Here is a 21,815-nt window from a genome sequence, read left to right on the forward strand (position 1 = left end):
GGGTCGACCGAACCATGAGCCCAATCTGGCAATCGCTTTTGGCCAATCTCGCCCTTGTCTCGATCCTGATGGTCGCATGGGACCTGATTTCGGATGTGACCGGCAAGCTTTCGAAGACGGCCCAGTCGCTGGCTCTCGGCGCGGTGATGGGAGGCGGCGCCATCATTTCGATGATGCTGGCGCTGCCCATCGCATCGGGCTTTATCCTCGACCTGCGCTCAGCCTTCATCGCATCGGCAGTCTTTTTCGGCGGATTGCCGGCAATGGTGGTGACGACGGGCGCGGCAATCGCCTTTCGCGTCCATCTTGGCGGACAGGGCGCGGTGCCCGGCCTGGCGGGCATCCTCATTGCCACGGTCGTCGGCCTGGCCTGCCACCGGGCGGTCAGGTCGCGCCAGCGGACGACGATGGATATCTTCGGCCTGGCGGTCGCCGTCGCCATCGGCAGCCTGATCAGCCTGTTTGCCTTTCCGTCGGGAGCGAGGGGCGATCTCATTGCCCGCACCGGCATTCCGCTGGTTTTGTTCGCCTTCATCAGCCCGGTCATCATCGGCGTGCTTCTCGACCGGCAATTGAGGCGGCGCGAACTGGCCGAGGCCAACAGGATTTTCAGCGCCATGGTCCGCGAATTGCCGGACTGTCTCAACGTCAAGGACGTGGACGGGCGCTTCGTTGCCGCCAATCCGGCCACGGCGGCCCTGATGCGCGTCGGCTCCGTCGAGGAACTGATCGGCAAGACGGATTTCGATTTCTTCCCGCCTGAGATGGCCGCCCAGTTCCGCAAGGACGAGGTCGCGGCCCTGGAGAACGATGAAAGCGTGCGGGTCGACCAGCAGGCCCTGCTCGCCGACGGCGCGCCCGGCTGGCTGTCGACGCTGAAGGCGCCGTTCAAGGACGAGGCCGGCCGTGTGGTCGGGATCATTACCTACAACCGCGACGTGACCGAACAGAAGCGCAGCGCCCAGTTGAAGAACGAGTTCATCTCGACCGTCAGCCACGAGTTGCGCACGCCGCTGACCTCGATCCGCGGCTCGCTGGGGCTGATAGCGGCGGGCGTGGCCGGCGAACTGCCGCCCAAGGCGGCAAACCTCGTCAAGATCGCGCACACCAACAGCGAGCGGCTGGTCCATCTCATCAACGACATCCTCGACATGGAGAAGATCGAGTCGGGCAAGATGACGTTCGACATCAGGCAGATGGCGGTCCGGCAGGTGCTCGAGCAGGTTGTTGCGGCGAGTGCGAACTATCGCACCGACATGCAGATCAGGCTGGTGCTGATCGACGATGCCCCGCGTGCCGAAGTCCGGGTCGATCCCGATCGCCTTCACCAGGTGCTGGCAAATCTGCTGTCCAATGCGATCAAGTTCTCGCCCGCCGGCGAGACTGTCACCGTCAGGCTGGCCCGCCTGAGGGAAGGTACGCTTCGCATCTCGGTGATCGACAATGGCAGCGGTATTCCCGAGGCGTTCAGGGGCCGTATTTTCGGCAAGTTCGAGCAGGCCGACGGATCCAACACGCGGGAAAAGGGCGGAACCGGGCTGGGCCTCAGCATTGCCAAGACCATCGTCGAAAGGCTCGACGGCACGCTGACCTTTGAAACGGAGGAAGGCAAGGGAACGTCGTTCCACGTCGACCTGCCTGAGGCCAGGCCGTCACATGCCGCGCCGAAGCCGATCGCGACCATGGGGCTAGACGACCATCGAACCCGGGTACTGGTCTGCGAAGACGAGGCCGATGTCTCGACCGTCATCGCCGCCCTGCTCGATGCGGAGGGTTTCTCCTGCGACGTCGCGCCTGACATCGCCTCGGCGAAGATGCTGCTGCGGTCGCGCAACTATGCGGCGATGACGCTGGACATCAAGCTTGCCGGCGAATCCGGAATCAAGCTGTTCCACGACATCAGGGCCTCCGAGGTCAACGCCGACATCCCGGTGATCGTCGTTTCGGCAGTTGCCGACGAGGCCAGGCGTTCGATCAACGGCTCGGCGGTCGGCATCATCGATTGGCTCGAAAAGCCCGTCGACCCCAACCGTCTCCATTCGGCGCTCGGCAAGATCGTGATGCGCCGGACGGACGCCAAGCCCAGGATCCTCCATGTCGAGGACGACGAAGGCGTGCTTGCGGTGATGTCCGAGGGGCTCGGGCCCGACGTCTCGATCACCTCGGCAAGGACGCTCGGCGAGGCGCAGCAGGAGATTGCCCGCGACAGCTTCGACCTGATGATTCTCGACATCGCATTGCCCGATGGATCGGGCCTCGACCTGTTGTCGAACCTGCCTCCCGAAACGGCTGTCGTGGTGTTTTCGGCGGCCGAGTTCGACCAGACCTTGAGCGGACGCGTCAAGGCGGTGATGACCAAGACCAAGGCGTCGGAGGTCGACGTCGCCCGGCTGGTGAGGAGCCATCTTCCCGCAAGGCATGTCGCCGCCGCGCGCCCCCTCGCAAGCCCCCTCGCAAGCAAGGTGAAATGATGTCCGCCAGAATTCTTTACGTCGACGACGAAGACGATATCCGCGAAATCGCCCAGATGTCGCTCGAACTCGAGCCCGGCTTCAGCGTGCGTCAATGCTCGTCGGGCAGCGAGGCGCTCGGCGAGGCAGCCGGATGGCAACCCGACCTGATACTGCTCGACGTCATGATGCCGGAAATGGATGGCCCGGAAACGTTGAGGCGATTGGCCGAGCAGCCCTCGACGGCTGCAATTCCGGTCATCTTCATCACGGCCAAGACGCAGCTGCACGAAGTCGAGCGCTACCGGTCGATGGGCGCCATCGGCGTCGTGGCCAAGCCTTTCGATCCGATGAAACTGGCAGCCGAGGTCAAGCAGCTGCTCAATGCTCATGACGGCAGGACATAGCGCAGCCCAACGCAAAGGCAGGTGGTCGCCGATCGTCCTGGGCCTTGCCCTCCATCTGCAGGTTCTGACGGGAGGCGGAACGGCCATGGCTGACCAGCGTGACCCCATCTGGATCTACAGCCTGGGCAAAGTCGATGCCGTGCCCGATCGCATCGAACTGGTGGGGCGCATGGTTGGCGCGACATTCGTTCCCAACGAGGCCTTGTTGCCATCGCACGAGCCAGCGGCGGCGGCACCACGCCCCTTCCCGCTCTCGACAAACCTCCTGGCGCAGATGAGCGTCCGCCCCTTCGGCGTCGAGGAGCGGGCCAGCGCGACAACGGCCCGCGGCAGAACCACGATCTCCTGCGCTGCCGGCTCCAGGCCTGCCGGCGTCGTTCTTGCAAACGCCGGCTTGCGGTTTCCACGCGCCATGACGGGCACGCTCGAAATCGAGGGTGTCGGCGAGAACGTCGCCTTTGCCATGGTCGAGGCCGGTCGCGACGCGGAGACGACCTTCCCGTCGAGATCGGCGGAGACGAAATCGGCGGGGGCGAGACTGGCCGGGGCGAAGCTGGCGGCCATCCCGTCGGCTGCATGGCCGGGCAGCGGCAAGGCGGAACTGGTCGTCGTCTGCCCGGCCGAAGCTGCGGCAGTGTCAATATCCGCCATCCGCATCGTGCCGCATCCCATCAGGCAATCCCGGGGGATCGGCACATGGCTCTGGGACCTGACGCCCTGGCTCGACCGACCCGAATTGCTGGTGGCGGCGGCTCGGACATCCGGTGTCCGCGACCTGTTTCTCCAGCTTGGCGTCAACGACGCCGGCGTGGTCGCCCCTGCCAGGGTCCGGAACCTCATGGCGACGCTGGCGGCGGCCGGCATCGCCCCGCATGCGGTCGAGGGCGACCCCGACATGGCGAGCGCCGCAGGCCGGGCCAATGCGCTGCGGCGTGCAGCCGTGCTGCGTCAATTCAAACGCGCGGGAGCGCCTGTGCGCTCGTTCCAATATGACATCGAGCCGTATCTGCAGCAGACATACCGATCGGATCCCGCTTCCGGCTGGCGGGAATGGGCAGTGACGGTCCAGGAGCTCTCCGGGGTTCTCGGCGAAAACGTCGCCGTGGTCGTGCCCTTCTGGATGCTCGACGAGCCATCCGGCAAGACGGCCCTGCGGCAGGTCAAAAGCGCGGTCTCCAGCATCACGGTGATGGCCTACAGGACGGATGTCGAGGTCGTCGAACAGATTGCAGTCGGCTGGCTCGACTGGGGCAGCGAAATGGGTATCCCGATCGACATTGCCCTGGAAAGCGGCCCGTTGCCGGAAGAAATACACCGGATTTACAATCGCAGCGCGAGCGGAGAGCTGGTGCTGGACCGATCGGGGCGGCAGGTTGAAGCGATACTGTTAAGCACTATTGTCGCCGACAGCTATGCGAAGCCCGTTTACTCATTTAACCATGAGTTTCGGGTCGAGCCATCACGAATCAGCTTTCTCGGAAATCGGGATGCGATCGATGCGGCGCTGGCGAGGCTCGAGGGACATTTGGGTGCGTGGGCCACATTTGGCGGAATGCTGGTTCACGATCTGATCACTCCGGGGGGCTGAGCGCAGGAATTGCCGGAGAGGACGTGTGGACGAGGCCAGAGCTAAAGTATTGATCTGCGACGACGACCCCCTGCTTCTGGAACTCATCCAGTTCCGGCTGCAGGCGCGAGGTTATGACGTCGTCACCGCGGAAGACGGACACGAAGCGTTGGCCAAGGCGCAGTCGGAAAGACCCGACCTGGTCGTGCTCGACGCCATGATGCCGCGCGCCGACGGGTTCGAGGTTCTGGCCCGCATCAAGGGCGATCCGGCCTTGAGCGCCACGCCGGTGATCATGCTCACGGCCCGCAAGGGCCAGAGCGACATCGTCTCGGCGCTGGAGACCGGAGCGGACGACTACCTGGTCAAGCCATTTATCCCTGAAGAGCTGCTGGCGCGGTTGTCCCGCCTCATTACCCGCAAGGGCGGAGGCCGTTGATGCGCGGCCGCCGGAGCATCGCCTTCGCCTTGACGTTGCTGGCTGCTTCCGGTCTTTCGCCTGCCGCCCTCGCCCAGACGCCGGACGATCTCTACGCATCGGCGGTCAAGGCCAGGCAAGAGCAGCGTTTCGACGACGCGGTCGATGTTCTCAACCGCCTGCTCACCATCAAGCCCGACGATTCGGATGCCCTGGTGCAGATGGGCTTCGCCCAGCTTGGGCGCAACGACCTTGCCGAGGCCCGAAGCGCATTCTCGAGGGCGCTGGTCGTGGCCCCCGCCTACTCCGATGCAAGATTCGGCCTGGCCGAGGTCGAGTTTCGGTCCGGAAACCTCGATGCCGCACAGTCCCTGGTCGAGCCGCTTGCGGCCCAGCAGCCGGGCAATGCCGACATCGCCGGTCTCATCGCCAACATAACGAAGGCGCGCGCGGCGGCCGAAGTTGCGGCCAGGCAGCCGCCCGCAGCCGCCACGGCCAGGAAGAGACCGGCGGCAGCGAAGCCCGACCCCGTCGCCGGGCCAATGGCGGAGGGCCGGCGGCTGCGCCTGCAGGGGGACTTTGCCGGTGCCGAACAGGCCTATCTGCGCGCCCTGAAAATCGAGCCGCGCAACACCGACCTGCTGGTGGCGCTGGGCCTGGTCAGCGGCAACCAGCAGAAATTCGACGCCGCCGCCCGCTACTTCGACGCCGCGCTGGCCATTCGCCCCGATCTCGTCGACGCCCGCCTTGGACAGGCGCGTCTCGCGCTGTGGCAGGGATACCTGAAGCAGGCGTCGAGCCTTGTCGACCGGGTGCTGGCGTCATCGCCCGGCAATGTCGAGGCGCTTGCGTTGAGCGCGCGCGTGGCGCTCGACCAAAAGGATTACGAACGCGCCGGCCAGATCTTTACCCGGATACATGCATCCGCCCCCGACAATGCCGAGGCCATCGTCGGGCTTGGCGACGTTCGCAGGGCACAGGGAGACGAAGAAGGCGCAAGGGCTGCCTTTCGGCAAGCACTTGCGCTTGAGCCCGGCTCCCGCGACATCGAGCAGCGGCTTGCCGCGCCCGCCCCCAGAAAGTGGCGCCTCGATCTCGGCACCGAAGTCAGCGCGCTGACGTCGGGTTTGGGCAGCTGGACCGACAGTTCGATCGGCCTTTCATATCGCCTGACGCCGGACACCACGCTCGGCGGGCGGACGCGTGTCGCAACCAGATATGGCGCGACTGACATACAGCTCGAGGCGCGCCTCGAGCATGTGTTTTCCCCTGTCTTCTCCGGTTATGGACTTGTCGCGGCGACACCCGATGCCGACTTCCTGGCGCAAGTGTCGGTCGGCGGCGGCGCGTCCTGGCAGGCGCTGGGCAAGGAAGGCGATTTCGGTCCCCTGCTGCTCAATATCGACGCACGATACGACGTGTTTTCCGACAGCGAGGTCACCACCCTGTCGCCCTGGCTGCAGACCTATCTTTTCGATGGCAAGCTGGGCCTGTCGGCGCGCTGGATCCATGCCTTCGATGACGCCGGAACGAAGTCGGACGGCTATGCCCTGCGCGCCGATCTTGCGCCGACATCCCATATCGGCCTGTTCGTCGGCTACAGCGATGCGCCCGAGATTTCGGAGGGCAGCCTGGTCGGCACCCAGACGACCTTTGCCGGCATCTCCTGGAACTTCAGCGATGATCTTACCTTGCGCGGCAGCGTCGCGCACGAAAAGCGCCCGACCTTCGACCGGAACATCTTCGGCCTTGGCCTGAGCAAGCGGTTCTAGCGATGCTGGGGCTCGTCTGGACGACATCGATAGTCCTCAGCTCTCTGTCGCTTGCCGTCATGGTCTTCCTGGTCCTGCGCCGGGTGATCTTTCAGCGGCGCGTCGACCGGGATGCGGCGGCGCGCAGGAAACTGCTGAAGGTGCTGATCCAGTTCTCCCAGACGCGCGACCGCGACCTGTTGAAGGCGGCGGTGCTGGAAACGCCGGCCCATGTCGCGCTCGATGCCGGGTTCGAATTCCTGTCGCTGCTGCGCGGCGACGAGCATGCTGATGTGATCGCCGCATTCGTCGAATGCGGCCTGCCGGAGCGGGCCAGGCGACGTCTGGTGAAAGGCAACGAGGCCGAGCGCATTCATTCGACCGAAATGCTCGCGGCGTTCGGCGGCGACGAGACCGTCGCGGCATTGCTGGCAACGCTGGACCGCGATCGCTCACGCGAAGTCCGGATCGCGGCCGCAATTGCCCTTTCGGATCTCGCGGCATTGCCCTTGCTCGACGTCACGCTGGCCAGGATCGGCGTGGCCGGCCAGCGCTCCAGGCGCCTGATCGAGCTGTTTCGCCGCTTCCCCTCGCCGCGCTTCGGCGAACTGAAGGATTATGCCGCCGATGTCGAGGCCGTGCCGTTTGTTCGCTCGGCGGCGATCGAGGCTCTGGCGCAGTCGGGCGACCCGGTGTTTGCCGATTTCTTCGGCGAACTGGCCCTGCACGGCCCGCCCGAAGTGGCCGCCGCGGCGGTTCGCGGCCTGGGCAAGATCGGCCTGCCGTCGACAGCCGCCATCGTCGTCGAGGCGATGTCGAGCAGCGACTGGGCGGTGCGCAGCGATGCGGCCGAGGCCGCCGGGCGCCTTGGACTGGCGCATCTGGTTGATCCTCTCGCAAACCTTCTCGACGACGAGGAATGGACGGTTCGCTACGCCGCCGCCAAAGCCTTGCGGGCCATGGTGCCCCACGGCGAAATGGCGCTTGAGCAGATTGCCCGCAGCGAGACGTCGCGCCGGCAACGGACCGCCTCGCTGGTCCTGTCCGAGGGGGTACATGCATGATCGAGGGCTGGAGCCATGAGCTCATCCTGGCCGCGACGATCCTGTCGTGGATCATCATCGGCTCGGGCATAGCCCAGACCACTGTTTATCTGCTGCAGCTGGTTATCGCAGCCTTTGCCCTGTCGCAGCGCCCCCCTGTGGCGCGCTCGGCCCTGCTGTGGCATCGCTACGGCGATGTCGCCCCGCCGATCGCGCTGATCGTGCCGGCCTACAATGAAGAGCTGAATGTCGTCGACAGCGTGCATTCGATGCTCGCGCTCGAATATCCCAATTTCGAAGTCATCGTCGTCAATGACGGATCCAAGGACCAGACCCTGCAGAAGCTGGTCGAAGCCTTCCAGCTGGTAAAGTTCCAGCGCCCCTATGAGGAATCGTTGCCGCACGCCGATATTCGCGGCCTCTACTCGTCACCGATCACCAAGCGCCTGCTGGTGGTGGACAAGGTCAATGGCGGCAAGGCGGATGCGCAGAACGCCGGCATCAATGTCTGCCGCGCGCCGATCTTCTGCGTCATCGACGGCGATTCCATTCTCGAGCCGGACGCGCTGATGCGTGCGGCACAGCCTTTCATCGACGACCCCGAGCGGACGGTTGCGGTCGGAGGCACGATCCGGATCGCCAACGGATCGCGTATCGAAAGCGGTCGCGTCAAGGAAGTGCACCTGCCGACAAGGCTTCTGCCGCTGTTCCAGGTTGTCGAATATCTGCGCGCCTTCCTGATGGCCCGCCTGGCCTGGAGCCGGATCAACACGCTGATGTTGGTGTCCGGCGCCTTTGGCGTGTTCCGCCGCGCCGAGGTCGTCGCCGTCGGTGGATTTACCAAGGGATCGATGGGCGAGGACCTCGACCTCATCATCAAGCTCCACCGCCACCTGATCGATGCGGGCCGGAAATACCGGATACAGTTCATTCCCGAGCCCGTGTGCTGGACCGAGGCGCCGGAATCGCTCAGCGTCCTGGCGCGGCAGCGATCGCGCTGGCAGCGCGGCGCCCTGGAGGCGTTCTTCCGCTACCGCACCATGTGCTTCAATCCACGCTACGGCCGCGTCGGCTTCCTCGGCTTCGGCCACATGTTTGTCGTCGATGTGGTCGGGCCGATCGCCGAGGTGCTCGGCTACATCCTGATGCCGACCTTCTGGCTGCTGGGCATCCTGTCGCCGGAATATCTTCTGGCCTTCACCGCCCTCGTCTTCACCTATGGCGTATGCATCAGCGTCTGTTCGCTGATCCTCGAGGAGGCGGAACTGCAGCGTTTTCCCCGGGCACGGGATCTCGCAATCCTGACGGTTACCGCCGTCGTCGAGAATTTCGGCTATCGCCAGATCAACAATTTCTGGCGTGTGAAAGGCTATTGGCAATATCTGCGGGCTGACCAGAGCTGGGGCGAGATGACGCGTACGGGCCTGTCAGGCACGAAGAAGTAGCCGGGCCCGCAGGTCACGGGGTCAGGCGCTCGAGTTCCGCAATCAGCGCCCCCAGCGCACCACTGACATCCTTCGGTTCGATCGCATCGTCTGCGGTCAACAGGATCTCGAGCCGGGATGCCAGCACGCTGACGTCGGGAAAGCCGAAGGTTCCCCCCGCACCGGCGAGCGAATGCGCGATCTTCAGCAACTGGCCGTCGGCCGTCGCCGCCGTCAGGGCTTCACCGCCCGACAAGAACAGGCGCAGCGCCGCCAGCTGATCGCGACTGCGATCGACGAAACGCGCGCGCAAGGGGAAAAATGGATCGTTCAAGGGCCCAGTCCGGTGATCGCCCGATTGTCTATCACGAGCCGTAGGGAGTCGATATCCATCGACGCCGGCGATGACGTTGCGAGCCGGTGCAGGCTGCGCGCTCTGCGTGTCGGCTTCCTGTGATGGCCGTCTGAGGTGTTCCTGCCCCTGTCCATGCTGCTGGCGCGCGCCGGCACCGGTATTGCAGACACGATGACGACGGTGTTCGGTCTTGTCTGGGCGCTGATCTTTGCGCTGTTTCCGCTGTTTAACCGCGACCGTATGCGCATCGGCGACCTGCTCGCCGGCACCTGGGTCATCGAGACGCCGAAGCAGGGGCTGGCCGAGGATCTGGCCCAGAGGTCAGTTTCGAAAGACAATGACTTCCAATTTACGGCCGCTCAACTGGATGTCTACGGGATCGCCGAGCTTCATAAGCTGGAGGAAATTCTGCGCGGCGCTAACGAGGCGGCACAGAGCACCGTTGCAAGGGCAATCATGGACAAGACTGGCTTTCGGCATCGTGATGTCAGTCCAAAGCCTTTCCTCACAGCCTATTATAGCCAATTGAGAGCACATCTTGAGCGCAAGCTGCTTCTGGGCAAGCGCCAGATCGACAAACACGACGCTTGAAGGAATGCGCTACTCCGGTCACGCAAAGGTTCGACTGCGACGGATGGCGCCAAGCCAGCCAGGGCGATCCCCCTCGCCTTCCGAGCCTGCCAGATCGATGTTTCGATTGTTGGCATTCAGGAATCCGGACAATCGCGTCGACCCGCTTTCTTCGGGACTCCCGGAGTTGGGCTTCAGCCGGCAGGAGGCGTTTCAGCTTGTGGGCAGCTGCTGCGGCTGGCCCGCCCCGCCACGCCGATGCGCGCTTGGCGGGGTTGCGTTGAAGCGGCCCCAGGCGCGGCGCAACTGCCGGCTCGAGCTGTAGCCGACGCGCTCGGCCACGCGCTCGATGTCGAGCCGCGTCTCGTTCAGAAGCTGCTGCGCCAGCGCCACCCGCAGCCGGTTGAGATAGTCGGGAATGCTCATGCCGGCCTGGTCGTTGAACAGGCGGCTGAGGTGGCGGGGGCTCGATATGGCGATGTCGGCCAGGGCCGCGAGCGACCAGTCCCGCGCCGGATCGGCCGTGATCGCATCCTGCACCCGGTGGATGGCCGCGTGGATGTGGTTTCGTCCTTCGAGCCAGGGCGACAGCTGCGGCTCGCTGCCGAGGCGCCTGATATAGACGACCAGCGACTTTGCCACCGCCGCCGAGACGGCCGGATTGGTCAGCCGGCCGATGATGTGCAGCATCAGGTCGATGCCGGCGGTGATGCCGGCGCTGGTGTAGCGGTCGCCGTCCTCGACATAGAGCCGGTTCTCCAGCACCCGGGCCAAAGGCGCCAGGCGGGCGAGACGGTCGCAATCGCTGAAATGCGTGGTGCATCTGACCCCGTCGAGCAGCCCGGCTTTGCCGGCCAGAAGCGCGCCCGAGCAGATCGATACCAGAAGAATGCCGGGTCTTATGCTGCGCCTGAGCCAGCGCACAAGTTCGTCCGAGCCCTGACCGGCCGCCTCGACCGGCTGGCTGGCATCCATCGGCTCATCGGTGTCGCCCGACACCACGACCATGGCATCCGGCTCGATGGTCTCGGGCAGCGGCGAGATGCCTGAAATGCGCAAGCCTATCGAGCTGGTCACCTCCGGCAAGGCGCCGATATAGGTAACGTCGAACCGCACATCCTTTTGCATCAGGTTGGCATAACGCAGGGCCTCCATCGGCCCCGCGACATCGAGCAGAAGCGTGCGCGCCGGCATCACCACATAGGTCGGAATCCGGCGCGGCGCGGTCATGCTGCGGCTGCCCTCGCCTCGTCGCCCTCCGCCCCGTAAGCAAGCGCCTCGGCAATGGTGCAGACGCGAGCGAAACGGCCGTCGAGCACGGCCGCCGTGCGCACCTTCAGCTCTTCGGGCGTCCAGGTCTTTCCGGTCGCATCGGTCAGCGGCATGGTGTGGGTCGCCTCGGTGACATAGTCGACCTGCCAGCCGAGATCCGAGCCATGGCGGGTGGTCGTCTCGCAGCACTGTTCGCTGCGGATGCCCGAAATGACGAGGCGGCGGATGCCGTTCTCGATCAGGAACACTTCAAGCGGCGAGCCGACGAAGGCGGAATGCCTGAACTTGTGGAACTCGAGATCGGGCTTGTCGAGCCTGAGTTCGGCCAGCGGCCGGACGAAACCGGAAGCGACCGAAAAAATGCCCTCGGGCTCGGCATGCAACACCCGCACGATCTTCCAGCCCTTCTTGACCGCGCCGTCGATAAGCGCCTGCTGGTTGATGAGATAGGTCGGGCTGTCGACCTCGTGCCAGCTGGCGCGCTGGCGGAAACTTTCCTGGGCATCGATGACGAGCAATGCGGTATCGGTCATTTCAGGACACTCCGTGAACCATGATATCAGTCATCCTAGGCCTCGTGTCCAGCCGCGCCAGCCATGCCAAGGACAAGGAGCGGACAAAAAAGGACAATCATGCGATGGCCGGATCAGGCTGCCGGACCGAACCGATTGCCTACGGCCGGAGCTCAGACAGATGTCGACGGGACCCTTGCCGCTCCGTGCCCGGAAAGGAAAATCGAACAGCCAGACAGAAATACCCGTTGGACCGGAAATTTCCCTGCTTCTAGCCTGACCAGAGAACAAAAACAGTCAGAGCAATGGGGAACGAAAACATGAAACTGGCAAACCTCACCTCCGTCCTGGCGCTTGCCGCGGCATCGATGACATCAGGCGGCATCGACATGGCCCAGGCCGCCGACATCACCGTCATGGGGTATCGCGGTGCCTTTCAGGACAATTACCAGAAGACGGTCATCGAGCCGTTCAACGCGGCGCATCCCGACATCAAGGTGACGTTCTTCGGCGTCCAGAATGCCGCGACGTCGCTCGGCAACATGCGTGCCCAGAAGGACGCGCCGCAGGCAAATGCCGTGATCTACGACCTGTCGGTGGCAAAGATCGCTTCGGAAGAAGGCCTCGTTGCCAAGCTAGATACCACGAAGATCAGCAACTATGCCGATCTCGCCGATATCGGCAAGGAACTCGGCGGCGCCGCCATTCCCCTGACCTACGATACGCTGTCGCTGATCTACAACCGCGACACCTACAAGGACAATGCGCCCACAAGCTGGGAGGCGCTGTGGGACCCGGCGCAAAAGGGCAAGGTGATCATCCCGGCACAGGGCGGCGGCGATATCCAGGCAATCCTTCTGACCATCATCGCCAACCGTCTTGCCGGCCAGGACGACTACAAGCTGTCCATCGAGCCGGGCGTCAAGAAGCTGGTGGAGCTCGCCCCGGCGGTGCAGACCTGGGAGCCCAAGCCCGACGCCTACACTTTGGTGGCAAACGGCACCGCGACCGTCTCGATCGGCTACAATGCGCGGTCGCAGTTCTTCCGCGACCAGACCGAAGGCCGCATGCAGTCGGTCGGTCCCGTCGAAGGCACCGCATCGCAGATCAACGTGATCAGCGCGATCGCCAATGCGCCCGATCAGGATGCGACGGAAACATTCATCAACTACACGCTCGACCCTGAGGTCCAGGCACGCTTTGCCAAGGCGATGTTCTATGCCCCGACCAACACCAAGGCCGAGGTCGATGAAGAGACGCGCAAGCGTATCCCGCTGATGAACGCCGATCAGCAGAAGAAGCTGATCCCCGTCGACTGGATGAGCATCGGCGCCATGCGCGACGACCTCCTGTCGCCCTGGCGGCGCCAGATCATCCCGGCAAGCCGCTGACATCGACGCCGGAGCGGGCATGGCGTTTCATGCCCGCTTTGCCGGTCGGCCCGTGCGGACCGCTTCAACCAGATGAAACATAGGTAAGCTCATGCAAACGCTGGCCATGCGCGAGGACGCGCGCCCGACCGTCATTCCGCAAACCGAGCCGAAAGTCGACGACGCTTTCCTGCAACTGCGCGGCCTGACCAAACGCTACGAGTCCGGCTTCACCGCCGTCGACAGGCTCGATCTCGCCCTGCCCAAAGGCAAGCTTCTCGGCCTTCTCGGACCCTCCGGCTGCGGCAAGACGACGGCGCTGCGCATGATCGCCGGCCTTGCCCCGGTCTCGTCAGGAGAAATCCTGATCGGCGGCGACGACATTGCCCGGCGCGCGCCGCACAAACGCGACATCGGCCTCGTCTTCCAGAGCTACGCCTTGTTCCCGCACATGACCGTTGCCGAAAACATCGCCTTCGGCCTCGACATGCGCGGCGTCTCACGCCAGGAGGCACGCAGCCGCGTCGAGGAGGCGCTCGAAATGGTGCGCCTGCCCGGCTATGGCAGCCGCAAGCCCAAGGAGATGTCGGGCGGCCAGCAGCAGCGTGTCGCACTCGCACGCGCGCTGGTCATCCGGCCACGCATTCTTCTCCTCGACGAACCGCTGTCCAACCTGGATGCCAAGCTGCGCGACGACATGCGCATCGAAATCCGGGAAATCCAGAAGCGCCTGTCGATCACCACCGTGTTCGTCACCCACGATCAGGTCGAGGCGCTGACCATGTGCGACATCGTCGGCGTCATGTCCGGCGGCAGGCTGGCGCAGCTCGGCACACCCAAGGACATCTATGAAAAGCCGGCCTCGCTTTTCGTCGCCGAATTCGTCGGCCGCGCCAATGTCATCGAGTGCGAGATCGTCGGCCGCGACCAGGCGCGCATCGGCGACCAGGTCTATCGCAGCGACACCAGGGGCCTGAGCAGCGGCAAGGCCAAGGCCGCCATCCGCCCGCATCGCATCAGCCTGACGCCGGATCGCGATCGTGCGCTTGTCAGCAACGCGACCAACAGTTCACGCGGACGCATCGCCCGCATCACCTATATCGGCGACATCGTGCAATACGAGGTCGAAATCAGCGGCGCCATGCTCAAGGTCGAGGTGCCGACCGCCAGCGCCGGCTACGGCTTCGATACGGACGACATGCTGCTCTGCGAATGGAAGCCGCAGGACATGCTGGTTTTCGGGAGCTAGGCCGTCATGAGCGCCATCACCCACATGCCGGCCGACATTGCTGCGGCCGCAACCGCGCCCAAACGGCGCTTTCCGCTGACAATCCTGCTTCTGCTCGTGCCGATGGCCGTGGTCAATCTCGCCGCCTTCGTGCTGCCGGTGCTGCGTCTTGGTCAGATTTCGTTCCTGGAAAGCCGCTCGGGCGGTGTTCTGACCGATGTCTATACGTTCGGGAATTATCTCGACTTCTTCACCGACAGCTTCAATTTCGGGCTTGTCATCAATTCGCTGTGGATCAGCTTCGCCGTCACCATCGCCACGCTGGTCTGCGCTTATCCGATCGCGCTGTTCCTGCACCGTGTATCGCCGGTCTGGCGCAATGTGCTTTTTGTCATCACCGTGTCGCCGCTGCTGGTCTCCAGCGTGGTGCGCACCTATGGCTGGATGGTGCTTCTGGGCGACCAGGGGCTGATCAACGGCTCGCTGCTGTCGATGGGGCTGATCGCCGAACCTATCCGGCTCATCAACAACACGCTCGGCGTCTTCATCGGCCTGGTGGAAATCCTGATCCCCTACATGGCGCTGGCCCTGATCGCCGGATTCGGCAAACTGGACCAGAGCCTGGAAGAAGCGGCAGCCTCGCTCGGCGCCAACGCCTTCACCCGTTTCCGCCGCATCGTCTTTCCGTTGACGCTGCCGGGGGTGGCGCTGGGCTGCCTGCTTTGCTTCGTGCTGGCGATCAGCTCGTTCATCACGCCGAAACTTCTCGGCGGCGGGCGTGTCTTCCTCTTGGCGACCGAAATCTTCGATCAGGCCATCATCCAGCTCGAATGGCCGCGGGCCGCGGCCACGTCGGTCATCGTGCTGATCATCTTCGGCTTTGCGCTCGCGGTCTATTCGCGGGTCGTGCGCCGGTTCGATTGAGGGAGATTGACCATGATCGGCAGAATAAGCCTTCCTTTCCGCATCCTCGTCATCTTGCTCTATCTGTTCCTGCTGGCGCCCATTCTGGTGGTCCTGCCGCTGTCGTTCAGCAATGACAGCTACCTGACCTTTCCACCCGAGAGCTGGGGCGTGCGCTGGTATGTTGCGATGTTCCAGCATTCCGGGCTGATCAACGCCTTCTGGCTCAGCCTGGGCATCGCCTCGGTGGTCACAGCCCTGTCGCTGGCCGTCGGCATTCCCGCCGCCTATGCGATCGGCCGGCATGAATTCCGCGGCAAGGAGTTCGTGCTCAGCCTGTTCACGGCGCCGCTTCTCCTGCCCTCCATCGTCCTTGGCCTGGCGATCCTGCTCGTCTTCGTGCAGGCAAGGCTGCTTGGCACCGTCACCGGCCTGATCATCGCCCATCTGATCGTCACCACGCCTTACGTGATCCGCATCGTCATCACCTCGCTGTCGACGCTGCCGCCCTCGGTGGAAGAAGCAGCGACGATGCTCGGCGCCTCGCCTTTGACCGTCTTCCGGCGGATCACCCTGCCCCTGATGGCTCCGGGCATCGTGGCAAGCGCTGCCCTGTCCTTCCTTTTGTCGTTCGACGAGGTGGTGATCTCGCTCTTCATCACCGGTCCGCGGCTGACGACGCTGCCCGTCGAGATCTTCAACTATGTCGAAAGCCAGACCGATCCGATGACGGCGGCCATCTCGGTGGTTCTGGTCACGGCGACGCTGCTGATCATCATGCTGATCGAGCGCACGCTCGGCCTGTCCAGGACCATCGGCAAATAACGCTCTTTCCACCGGCGGCGCGCCGCCGGTGGGCAATCATCCCCCCGAAGGAAATGAAAGTCATGGACAATATCGCGCTCTGGATGTCGCAGCCGCATTACGGCTATCTCGAAATCGCGCGCACATGCGGGGTCAAGTCGCTGGTTCTGGAGCTCGAGCACGGCACCTTCGACCTGGCCTCGCTCGATCAGTTCCTCGCCTACACCAAGGCGATCGGCATGCCGACGCTGACCAAGATCATCGCTCCGAACGCCGAGTCCATCCAGCAGGCGCTGGATTTCGGCTCGGACGGCGTCATCGTTCCGCATGTGCTCGGGGTCGACCATGCCCGCGAGGTCACCCGCGCCGCCAAATATCCGCTGACCGGAACGCGCTCCTACGCCGGCGGCCGCGTCTTCGGTTACGCACGACCGGCGTCGAACGCCTTCGAAGCCGAAAACATCAGGACAAAGTGCTTTGCCATGATCGAAACTGCGGAAAGCCTGGAAGACGTCGAAAAGATCATCGCGCTCGACACTGTCGACGGCCTTTTCCCGGGTCCCTCCGATCTCGCTCTGGCGCGCGGCCGCGGCGCCTATGCCTTCAACGATGCCGACCGTGCCGATCTCAGGCGCGTTGCGGCAGCAGCGCGCAGCGCAGGCAAGAGCTGGGTGATGCCGGCCTGGACCTCAGCCGAACGCCAGTTTGCCCTCGACGAAGGGGCCGATCTGCTCGTCGTCGCCACCCAGACCATGACGCTGCGGGCCGGCATCATGGCCACCATCCACGCGCTCAGGGACGAAAGCATCGTCGCCTGAAGATCCGTCAATCCGAACAGGGAGAGTTATCGTGAAAATCAGTCTGATCCAGACAAATCCGCAGAAGGACCGCGCCCAGAACCTGCGCGACATCGGCGACCTGATGCTCGATGCCGTCAGGACCGACAAGCCCGACCTCATCGTCCTGCCCGAATATTTCGAATATTACGGCGGCAGCATCGAGGAAAAGCTGGCGGCAGCCGAAGCCGCCCCCGGCGGGGCAGCATACAACATGGCGAGCGCCTTTGCCCGCGAGCATGGCGTCTATGTGCATGCCGGCACGATCATGGAGAAGGTCGAGGGCGAGGACCGGATCTACAACACCAGCTTCGTCTTCGACCGCCAGGGCAGACAGGTCGCCGCCTATCGCAAGATCCACATGTTCGACATCGTCGCCCCCGACGGCACGGCCTACAAGGAATCGGCGTCGGTGAAGCCCGGCGAAGACATCGTCACCTACGACATCGACGGGGTGAAGGTCGGCTGCGCCATCTGCTACGACATCCGCTTCTTCGAGCTCTTCCTCCAGCTTGAAAAGGCCGGCTGCGACATCATCGTGCTTCCCGCGGCCTTCACCCTGCAGACCGGCAAGGACCACTGGGAGGTGCTGGCGCGCGCCCGCGCCATCGAAACGCAGACCTATTTCGTCGCCTGCGGACAGACGGGCGCAACGGTCTTCGGCAATGAGAAGCGTCATTGCTGGGGTCACTCGCTGGTCTGCGACCCGTGGGGCCATGTCGTGGCGAAAGCATCCGACGGGGTCGGCTTCGTCACCGCCCGCGTCGACCCGGCACAGATCAAGCGCGCCCGCACGCTGATCCCCATGACCCAGCATCGCCGTCTCGCCTGCGCCTAGTCGAGGAAAAGCGTGCAGCGCCTTTCCGTCAGGAATTACGCAAAAACAACAAGATAGAGAGTTTCCGCGCTTAGAGGAGGCGGAAACGCGCTCAGAAAGGGCCTTACCATGTACATTATCAAGGACATGCCCGAGCAGGTGCCCCAGGCCGACCTCGATCTGCTTGCCGATGTCGAGACGGCGACCGTCGGTCACTGGCGGCTGTTCGGCTTCATGGACCGGGGCATCCAGCCGCTTCTGCCGAAGCGGCGGGTCGTCGGAACGGCGGTGACGCTGGCGATTTCCGGCTCGGACTCGACGCTGCTTCATCACGCGACAGGCCTGCTGCGCCCGGGCGACATACTGGTCGTCGATCGGCTCGGCGACGACAAATATGCCTGCTGGGGCGGCGGCGTCACCGTTGCCGCGAAAGCTGCGGGCGCCGTCGCCGGCATCGTCGACGGGCCATGCACCGATCTCACGGAGATCGAGGAGTCGGATTTTCCGATGTGGTCGCGCGGGCTCTCGCCCATCACCACGCGCCTCTACGATCTCGGCGGCGGGCTGAACATCCCGGTGTCCTGCGGCGGTGCGGTCGTCATGCCGGGCGACGCCATCCTTGCCGACGAAAGCGGCGTGCTGGTCATCCCGCGCAACGAGGTCAGGGCGGTCGCCGAGAAGGCGCTCGGCATGCAGGACGGCGGCAAGAAGCGTGAGGCGAGCGTCCGCGACCGGGTCCAGAAACTCGGCGACATGTCGGGCGCCAGCGCCAAGGTCCTTGCCAGGCTCAGCGCCTGACAGGCCAACATCAGTGGGGGCCAACGTCCGTAGCGGGCGGCGACATGCGTCGCCGCCGGCATGTCTTCGCGCCGACATAGTTTAGGGAGTGCGCAAATTTCCAGCGGCGCTGATTGCCTCGTCGCGACCGCTGGCTAAAATGCGGGGGCGCCCGCGAAGCGGCAGCACATGCTGCATCAGATGCTTCGCCGAAACCAGCCGAGGTCGACAATGAAGGCATTCCGGAGCTCGCAGAGCCGGTGAACATTCGTTTCCTGGAGACCGTCATCTGGTTGGCGGAACTGAGAAATTTCCGCATCACCGCCGAGCGGATGAACATGACGCCGGCGGCCATTTCCAACCGCGTCTCGGCCATGGAACAGGAGCTTGGTTTCCGGATCTTCGACCGCGACGCCCGCGACGTCAGACTGACCGAGGAGGGCGCGCACTTCGTCACCGGCGCCCGCGACATCGTCAGTCGCTACAACGCGCTTCTGCAGGATCTGGGACCGAAAGACGAACTCGAGGGCACGGTCCGCATCGGCGTGTTGCCCAGCATGGCGCTGGTGGTGCTGCGCGGCATCATGGAAACGCTGCGCGAACGCTCGCCGCGCCTGCGCGTTTCGGTTTCGACCGATTCCTCCTCGGTCCTTCTGCAACGTCTCGAAAATCGTGAACTCGACATCATCCTGGGCTTCCCGGGGCCGAACATGTCGAAGCTGAACGTCTCGGACCTTTGCGATCTCAGCATGTTCTGGGTGTCTTCCCCGGCCCTGCTGCAAGGCGCGCCCAACCAGCCGATGGGGCGCAGCGACCTGTTGCGCTACCCGATCATTTCTTATGAGAGGGGCACCTACAACCACGGCAAGCTGCTCGCCTATCTCGGCGGCCTGGACGCCCAGAGTGCGGTGCTGCACTATTCCAACTCGCTGTCGACGACGATCAGCATGATCGCCAATGGTCTGGGCATCGCGGTGCTGCCGCCCATCGTCATCCAGAACGAGCTGCGAAGCGGCGCCCTGCACGTGCTCAACGTCCAGCCGGCCTTTCCCGTCACGCGCTACAGCGTCGTCTATCTGGAGGCCGCATCGTCGCGGCTCTGCTCGTTGATCGCCTCGATTGCCCGCGACGTGGTCGGCAAGGTCTGCACGCTCTACGACCGATCGCTCATCCAGCAGATCGAGGCCTATTGAGGCCAAAGCCATGTCCGGACACACGGCCAGCCATGATGTGCGCAATCCCGGGGCATGTTGCGGACGAGGAGCGGACAAGACAGGACAATCATCACGCTTGCCGCCGTCACCCTGCCCGGTTGCGGCGCGCGGGGGTCAGCAGGCGAAACGCCCTGTGGTCGATCGCCGCGAGCGCGACGCATCGCTCCAGATCGGCGAAGCTGACCCCTCTCCCAAAAGGACGAGCCGCGCTGCTTAGAACGTGAACCACAGTGCTGGAGGATAGGACGGGGTTTGGCCGGTTTTATCGGCCGGTTGTGTTGCGTCGAATGCGGGCCTGACCGATCCGGTGGGCTTTTGGTCGAGAGCCGGCGGGCTTTGCTCTGTTGTGACCGCCTTCTTTTTGACCACAACCATTTTCGTCTCCGCCTGTACCGCATGCGAAAGTACAAGCAACGCAAGAAGTGCAGGCAACGCAAGAAGTGCAGGCAATGCAAGAAGTGCAGATAGCGCACGTTTCATGATCAGCCCTCCGTAAGCGAACTGATAGTTGCGGTTGTTGTCATATGTCGGCTGCCGGCAACCTCAGGGATAGCTGCGCTGCTGAGCGCGACCGGCCTAAGTTAACGCCACGTTAAGGCTGCGTTCTATGCGGAATACGAAAGAGCAGGACAGATCGCGCAAACATCGCGAAAGCGGCAAGACGCCCATGGGCCTGCGTGGCGCCTTGATCACCGGCCGCGTCGTCGATGTCCTGAATCGCGACGCAAGGCGTCGCGCGGGGCCTCGCCGAATGCCGCCCTGTAGTCCTGCGCGAAGCGGCTGGGATTGGTGAAGCCGAACCGCAGGGCAAGGTCGGTGACCGTGCCCGCGACGTCACCGGTCCGAAGCGCGTCGCGCACCGCGACGAGGCGAGCGAGGCGGATCGCTGCCAGCGGCGTCGTCTCGCGGAACCGCCGGAAGCCAAGTTGCAGGCTGCGCACACTGCACCCCGCCGCCGCCGCCACCTCGTGCAGCGCGATGGGCTCTTCGACATGGGCGTGGATATAGGCCTCCGCCCGCCGTATGATTCCCGGGATAGCGGGGCTGCCTGCCCGAGCAAGATGATCCGAATGGTTGTGAGGGACTGCGCGCAGGAGCGTGTAGAGCATGAGGTCGATGAAGGAACGGCTGGCGAGCTCGCTGCCGGCAAAGGGTGTCGGCGCGCGAAGCTCCTCCACCATCAGCTCCATGAGGCGCCTCAGGCTCTGCGCCGGCACCGCCCCCCAGTCGAAGACCGGCTCGAAGGCGATGTCTTTCGTCACGGGCCCACCCAGCAACGCCGCCAATCGCTGGTTCAGGCTCGTCGCAGGAATCCAGACCGAAAGCCGCTCGTGGCTACCCGTCGCCTGCAGCGTCGTTCCGGGCTCTCCGCGGTATACCAGGCCCACGCTGCGGCCGATCCCAGGCACTGTGCGAGCGCCCAGCGCGCCGCCGAACTTCAAGGCGCCCCTGCTCACGGCGGTGAGGCAGTAGTCGGGTATGCCGGATCCGGTGACGGTCAGCGTCGCGGCGAGCCGATCCGCAATGTAGGCGACATCAAGATCGCCGACCCCGCTCGCGCCCCGGACCGAGAAGAATTGCGGGGTCCGGTCGGTCCCGATCCCTTCCTCGATCTTATAGCGCAACTGCTTGAAATGAGGCTTGAGGAAGTGCGGCTGCAGCCGCGGCCAATACCCGCCGCCTTCCAGATCCTGCAGGTCGCCTATGCGCGCGAGCCTGAACCCTTCCGGCTCCTCGCCAACAGGCAAAGCAGGATTGTTCGGATCGGTCCCAGCTTGCATTGCCACCGAAATCGGTTCGAGCGCGGATCGGTTGCTGATGACAGGATCCCGATGTCAGCAAACCGAAGTGCGACAACTCTATTACAGAGCCAGCTAAATTGCCATTGATGAGGGTAAGCTAATCCTCGTCCGCCGCGATGACGGCGATGAGGCAGGTGCGCCGCCGTTCCATTGGAATAGGTTGCGGAATAGGTTGCGATCGAGAAGGCGGGCCGCCGGGCGCTCTCCTGCCGCTCCGGCTTCATGTGCCCATGACCGGCAAACGCATGCCTGTCGATGTCGATCGGACTGTCTGGATCCGGGTCAGATCTGCTGC

At 64.1% G+C, this 21,815-nt stretch carries 21 protein-coding genes; 16 read left to right on the forward strand and 5 right to left on the reverse strand.

Annotated elements, in window-relative coordinates:
• The first annotated feature begins 14 nt into the window (after positions 1–14).
• The 7 genes from NDO48_RS05080 (at position 15) to NDO48_RS05110 (ending at position 9,081) form a co-directional block, all read left to right on the forward strand.
• A complete protein-coding gene (locus tag NDO48_RS05080; RefSeq protein ID WP_267320958.1) occupies positions 15–2,471 on the forward strand; it encodes an ATP-binding protein in 2,457 nt (818 codons plus the stop codon).
• Positions 2,471–2,857, forward strand: a complete 387-nt coding sequence (locus NDO48_RS05085; protein ID WP_018428793.1) for a response regulator — start codon at positions 2,471–2,473, stop codon at positions 2,855–2,857. The genes NDO48_RS05080 and NDO48_RS05085 overlap by 1 nt, the downstream gene beginning before the upstream one ends.
• A gap of 85 nt (positions 2,858–2,942) precedes the next feature.
• Complete coding sequence (locus NDO48_RS05090; protein ID WP_267320959.1) at positions 2,943–4,445, forward strand: hypothetical protein; 1,503 nt, start codon at positions 2,943–2,945, stop codon at positions 4,443–4,445.
• 25 nt (positions 4,446–4,470) lie between these two features.
• Positions 4,471–4,863 (forward strand): response regulator transcription factor, encoded by a 393-nt coding sequence (locus NDO48_RS05095; protein WP_267320960.1) that lies wholly within the window; start codon positions 4,471–4,473, stop codon positions 4,861–4,863.
• Positions 4,863–6,614 carry a YaiO family outer membrane beta-barrel protein gene (locus tag NDO48_RS05100; protein ID WP_267320961.1) on the forward strand — a complete coding sequence of 584 codons (1,752 nt, stop codon included), beginning with the start codon at positions 4,863–4,865 and terminating at the stop codon, positions 6,612–6,614. Before NDO48_RS05095 ends, NDO48_RS05100 begins: the two co-directional genes overlap by 1 nt.
• 2 nt (positions 6,615–6,616) lie before the next feature.
• On the forward strand, positions 6,617–7,657 hold the full coding sequence (locus NDO48_RS05105; protein ID WP_267320962.1) for a HEAT repeat domain-containing protein: 1,041 nt from the start codon (positions 6,617–6,619) through the stop codon (positions 7,655–7,657).
• Complete coding sequence (locus tag NDO48_RS05110) at positions 7,654–9,081, forward strand: glycosyltransferase family 2 protein (RefSeq protein ID WP_267320963.1); 1,428 nt, start codon at positions 7,654–7,656, stop codon at positions 9,079–9,081. Before NDO48_RS05105 ends, NDO48_RS05110 begins: the two co-directional genes overlap by 4 nt.
• A gap of 13 nt (positions 9,082–9,094) precedes the next feature.
• Here NDO48_RS05110 and NDO48_RS05115 read toward each other — a convergent pair whose 3' ends face one another.
• Complete coding sequence (locus tag NDO48_RS05115) at positions 9,095–9,394, reverse strand: Hpt domain-containing protein (protein ID WP_267320964.1); 300 nt, start codon at positions 9,392–9,394, stop codon at positions 9,095–9,097.
• A 135-nt stretch (positions 9,395–9,529) separates the two neighbouring features.
• Here NDO48_RS05115 and NDO48_RS05120 point away from each other — a divergent pair, with 135 nt between their 5' ends.
• Positions 9,530–10,006, forward strand: a complete 477-nt coding sequence (locus NDO48_RS05120; RefSeq protein ID WP_267320965.1) for a hypothetical protein — start codon at positions 9,530–9,532, stop codon at positions 10,004–10,006.
• 192 nt (positions 10,007–10,198) lie between these two features.
• On the opposite strand, the gene NDO48_RS05125 is transcribed toward NDO48_RS05120, so the two are convergent.
• Entirely contained in the window at positions 10,199–11,215 is a 1,017-nt protein-coding gene (locus NDO48_RS05125; protein WP_267320966.1) for a GlxA family transcriptional regulator, read from the reverse strand.
• Positions 11,212–11,790: a cysteine hydrolase family protein gene (locus tag NDO48_RS05130; protein ID WP_267320967.1), complete on the reverse strand. Its 579-nt coding sequence runs from the start codon at positions 11,788–11,790 to the stop codon at positions 11,212–11,214. The genes NDO48_RS05125 and NDO48_RS05130 overlap by 4 nt, the downstream gene beginning before the upstream one ends.
• 299 nt (positions 11,791–12,089) lie before the next feature.
• Between NDO48_RS05130 and NDO48_RS05135 the strand changes: the two genes are divergently transcribed.
• The 8 genes from NDO48_RS05135 to NDO48_RS05170 all read left to right on the forward strand — a co-directional run bounded on the left by NDO48_RS05135 (position 12,090) and on the right by NDO48_RS05170 (position 19,697).
• On the forward strand, positions 12,090–13,160 hold the full coding sequence (locus NDO48_RS05135) for an extracellular solute-binding protein (protein ID WP_267320968.1): 1,071 nt from the start codon (positions 12,090–12,092) through the stop codon (positions 13,158–13,160).
• Between the two features lie 106 nt (positions 13,161–13,266).
• Positions 13,267–14,388, forward strand: a complete 1,122-nt coding sequence (locus NDO48_RS05140) for an ABC transporter ATP-binding protein (protein ID WP_267321187.1) — start codon at positions 13,267–13,269, stop codon at positions 14,386–14,388.
• A gap of 6 nt (positions 14,389–14,394) precedes the next feature.
• Entirely contained in the window at positions 14,395–15,291 is an 897-nt protein-coding gene (locus tag NDO48_RS05145; RefSeq protein ID WP_267320969.1) for an ABC transporter permease, read from the forward strand.
• 12 nt (positions 15,292–15,303) lie between these two features.
• Positions 15,304–16,095 carry an ABC transporter permease gene (locus NDO48_RS05150; RefSeq protein ID WP_267320970.1) on the forward strand — a complete coding sequence of 264 codons (792 nt, stop codon included), beginning with the start codon at positions 15,304–15,306 and terminating at the stop codon, positions 16,093–16,095.
• A 62-nt stretch (positions 16,096–16,157) separates the two neighbouring features.
• Positions 16,158–16,892, forward strand: coding sequence for an aldolase/citrate lyase family protein (locus NDO48_RS05155; protein WP_267320971.1), 735 nt, complete (start codon positions 16,158–16,160; stop codon positions 16,890–16,892).
• A 31-nt stretch (positions 16,893–16,923) separates the two neighbouring features.
• Positions 16,924–17,748: a carbon-nitrogen hydrolase family protein gene (locus NDO48_RS05160; protein ID WP_267320972.1), complete on the forward strand. Its 825-nt coding sequence runs from the start codon at positions 16,924–16,926 to the stop codon at positions 17,746–17,748.
• Between the two features lie 108 nt (positions 17,749–17,856).
• Positions 17,857–18,525 (forward strand): RraA family protein, encoded by a 669-nt coding sequence (locus NDO48_RS05165; RefSeq protein ID WP_267320973.1) that lies wholly within the window; start codon positions 17,857–17,859, stop codon positions 18,523–18,525.
• Positions 18,526–18,764: 239 nt separating this feature from the next.
• Positions 18,765–19,697, forward strand: coding sequence for a LysR family transcriptional regulator (locus NDO48_RS05170; RefSeq protein WP_267320974.1), 933 nt, complete (start codon positions 18,765–18,767; stop codon positions 19,695–19,697).
• A 234-nt stretch (positions 19,698–19,931) separates the two neighbouring features.
• Here NDO48_RS05170 and NDO48_RS05175 read toward each other — a convergent pair whose 3' ends face one another.
• Complete coding sequence (locus tag NDO48_RS05175; protein WP_267320975.1) at positions 19,932–20,198, reverse strand: hypothetical protein; 267 nt, start codon at positions 20,196–20,198, stop codon at positions 19,932–19,934.
• Positions 20,199–20,407: 209 nt separating this feature from the next.
• Complete coding sequence (locus tag NDO48_RS05180; protein WP_267320976.1) at positions 20,408–21,499, reverse strand: helix-turn-helix transcriptional regulator; 1,092 nt, start codon at positions 21,497–21,499, stop codon at positions 20,408–20,410.
• Positions 21,500–21,815 lie beyond the last annotated feature (316 nt).

This window comes from Aminobacter sp. MET-1 (genome assembly GCF_026521175.1).
Lineage (GTDB): Bacteria > Pseudomonadota > Alphaproteobacteria > Rhizobiales > Rhizobiaceae > Aminobacter.

What these genes read in the sequence shown, in the direction of transcription:
- NDO48_RS05110 (WP_267320963.1), top strand. Translation starts at nt 7,654, where the DNA reads ATGATCGAGGGCTGGAGCCATGAGCTCATCCTGGCCGCGACGATCCTG.
- NDO48_RS05080 (WP_267320958.1), top strand. Translation starts at nt 15, where the DNA reads ATGAGCCCAATCTGGCAATCGCTTTTGGCCAATCTCGCCCTTGTCTCG.
- NDO48_RS05175 (WP_267320975.1), bottom strand. Translation starts at nt 20,198, where the DNA reads ATGAAACGTGCGCTATCTGCACTTCTTGCATTGCCTGCACTTCTTGCG.
- NDO48_RS05180 (WP_267320976.1), bottom strand. Translation starts at nt 21,499, where the DNA reads ATGCAAGCTGGGACCGATCCGAACAATCCTGCTTTGCCTGTTGGCGAG.
- NDO48_RS05090 (WP_267320959.1), top strand. Translation starts at nt 2,943, where the DNA reads ATGGCTGACCAGCGTGACCCCATCTGGATCTACAGCCTGGGCAAAGTC.
- NDO48_RS05105 (WP_267320962.1), top strand. Translation starts at nt 6,617, where the DNA reads ATGCTGGGGCTCGTCTGGACGACATCGATAGTCCTCAGCTCTCTGTCG.
- NDO48_RS05100 (WP_267320961.1), top strand. Translation starts at nt 4,863, where the DNA reads ATGCGCGGCCGCCGGAGCATCGCCTTCGCCTTGACGTTGCTGGCTGCT.
- NDO48_RS05155 (WP_267320971.1), top strand. Translation starts at nt 16,158, where the DNA reads ATGGACAATATCGCGCTCTGGATGTCGCAGCCGCATTACGGCTATCTC.
- NDO48_RS05130 (WP_267320967.1), bottom strand. Translation starts at nt 11,790, where the DNA reads ATGACCGATACCGCATTGCTCGTCATCGATGCCCAGGAAAGTTTCCGC.
- NDO48_RS05135 (WP_267320968.1), top strand. Translation starts at nt 12,090, where the DNA reads ATGAAACTGGCAAACCTCACCTCCGTCCTGGCGCTTGCCGCGGCATCG.
- NDO48_RS05165 (WP_267320973.1), top strand. Translation starts at nt 17,857, where the DNA reads ATGTACATTATCAAGGACATGCCCGAGCAGGTGCCCCAGGCCGACCTC.
- NDO48_RS05085 (WP_018428793.1), top strand. Translation starts at nt 2,471, where the DNA reads ATGTCCGCCAGAATTCTTTACGTCGACGACGAAGACGATATCCGCGAA.
- NDO48_RS05150 (WP_267320970.1), top strand. Translation starts at nt 15,304, where the DNA reads ATGATCGGCAGAATAAGCCTTCCTTTCCGCATCCTCGTCATCTTGCTC.
- NDO48_RS05125 (WP_267320966.1), bottom strand. Translation starts at nt 11,215, where the DNA reads ATGACCGCGCCGCGCCGGATTCCGACCTATGTGGTGATGCCGGCGCGC.
- NDO48_RS05140 (WP_267321187.1), top strand. Translation starts at nt 13,267, where the DNA reads ATGCGCGAGGACGCGCGCCCGACCGTCATTCCGCAAACCGAGCCGAAA.
- NDO48_RS05145 (WP_267320969.1), top strand. Translation starts at nt 14,395, where the DNA reads ATGAGCGCCATCACCCACATGCCGGCCGACATTGCTGCGGCCGCAACC.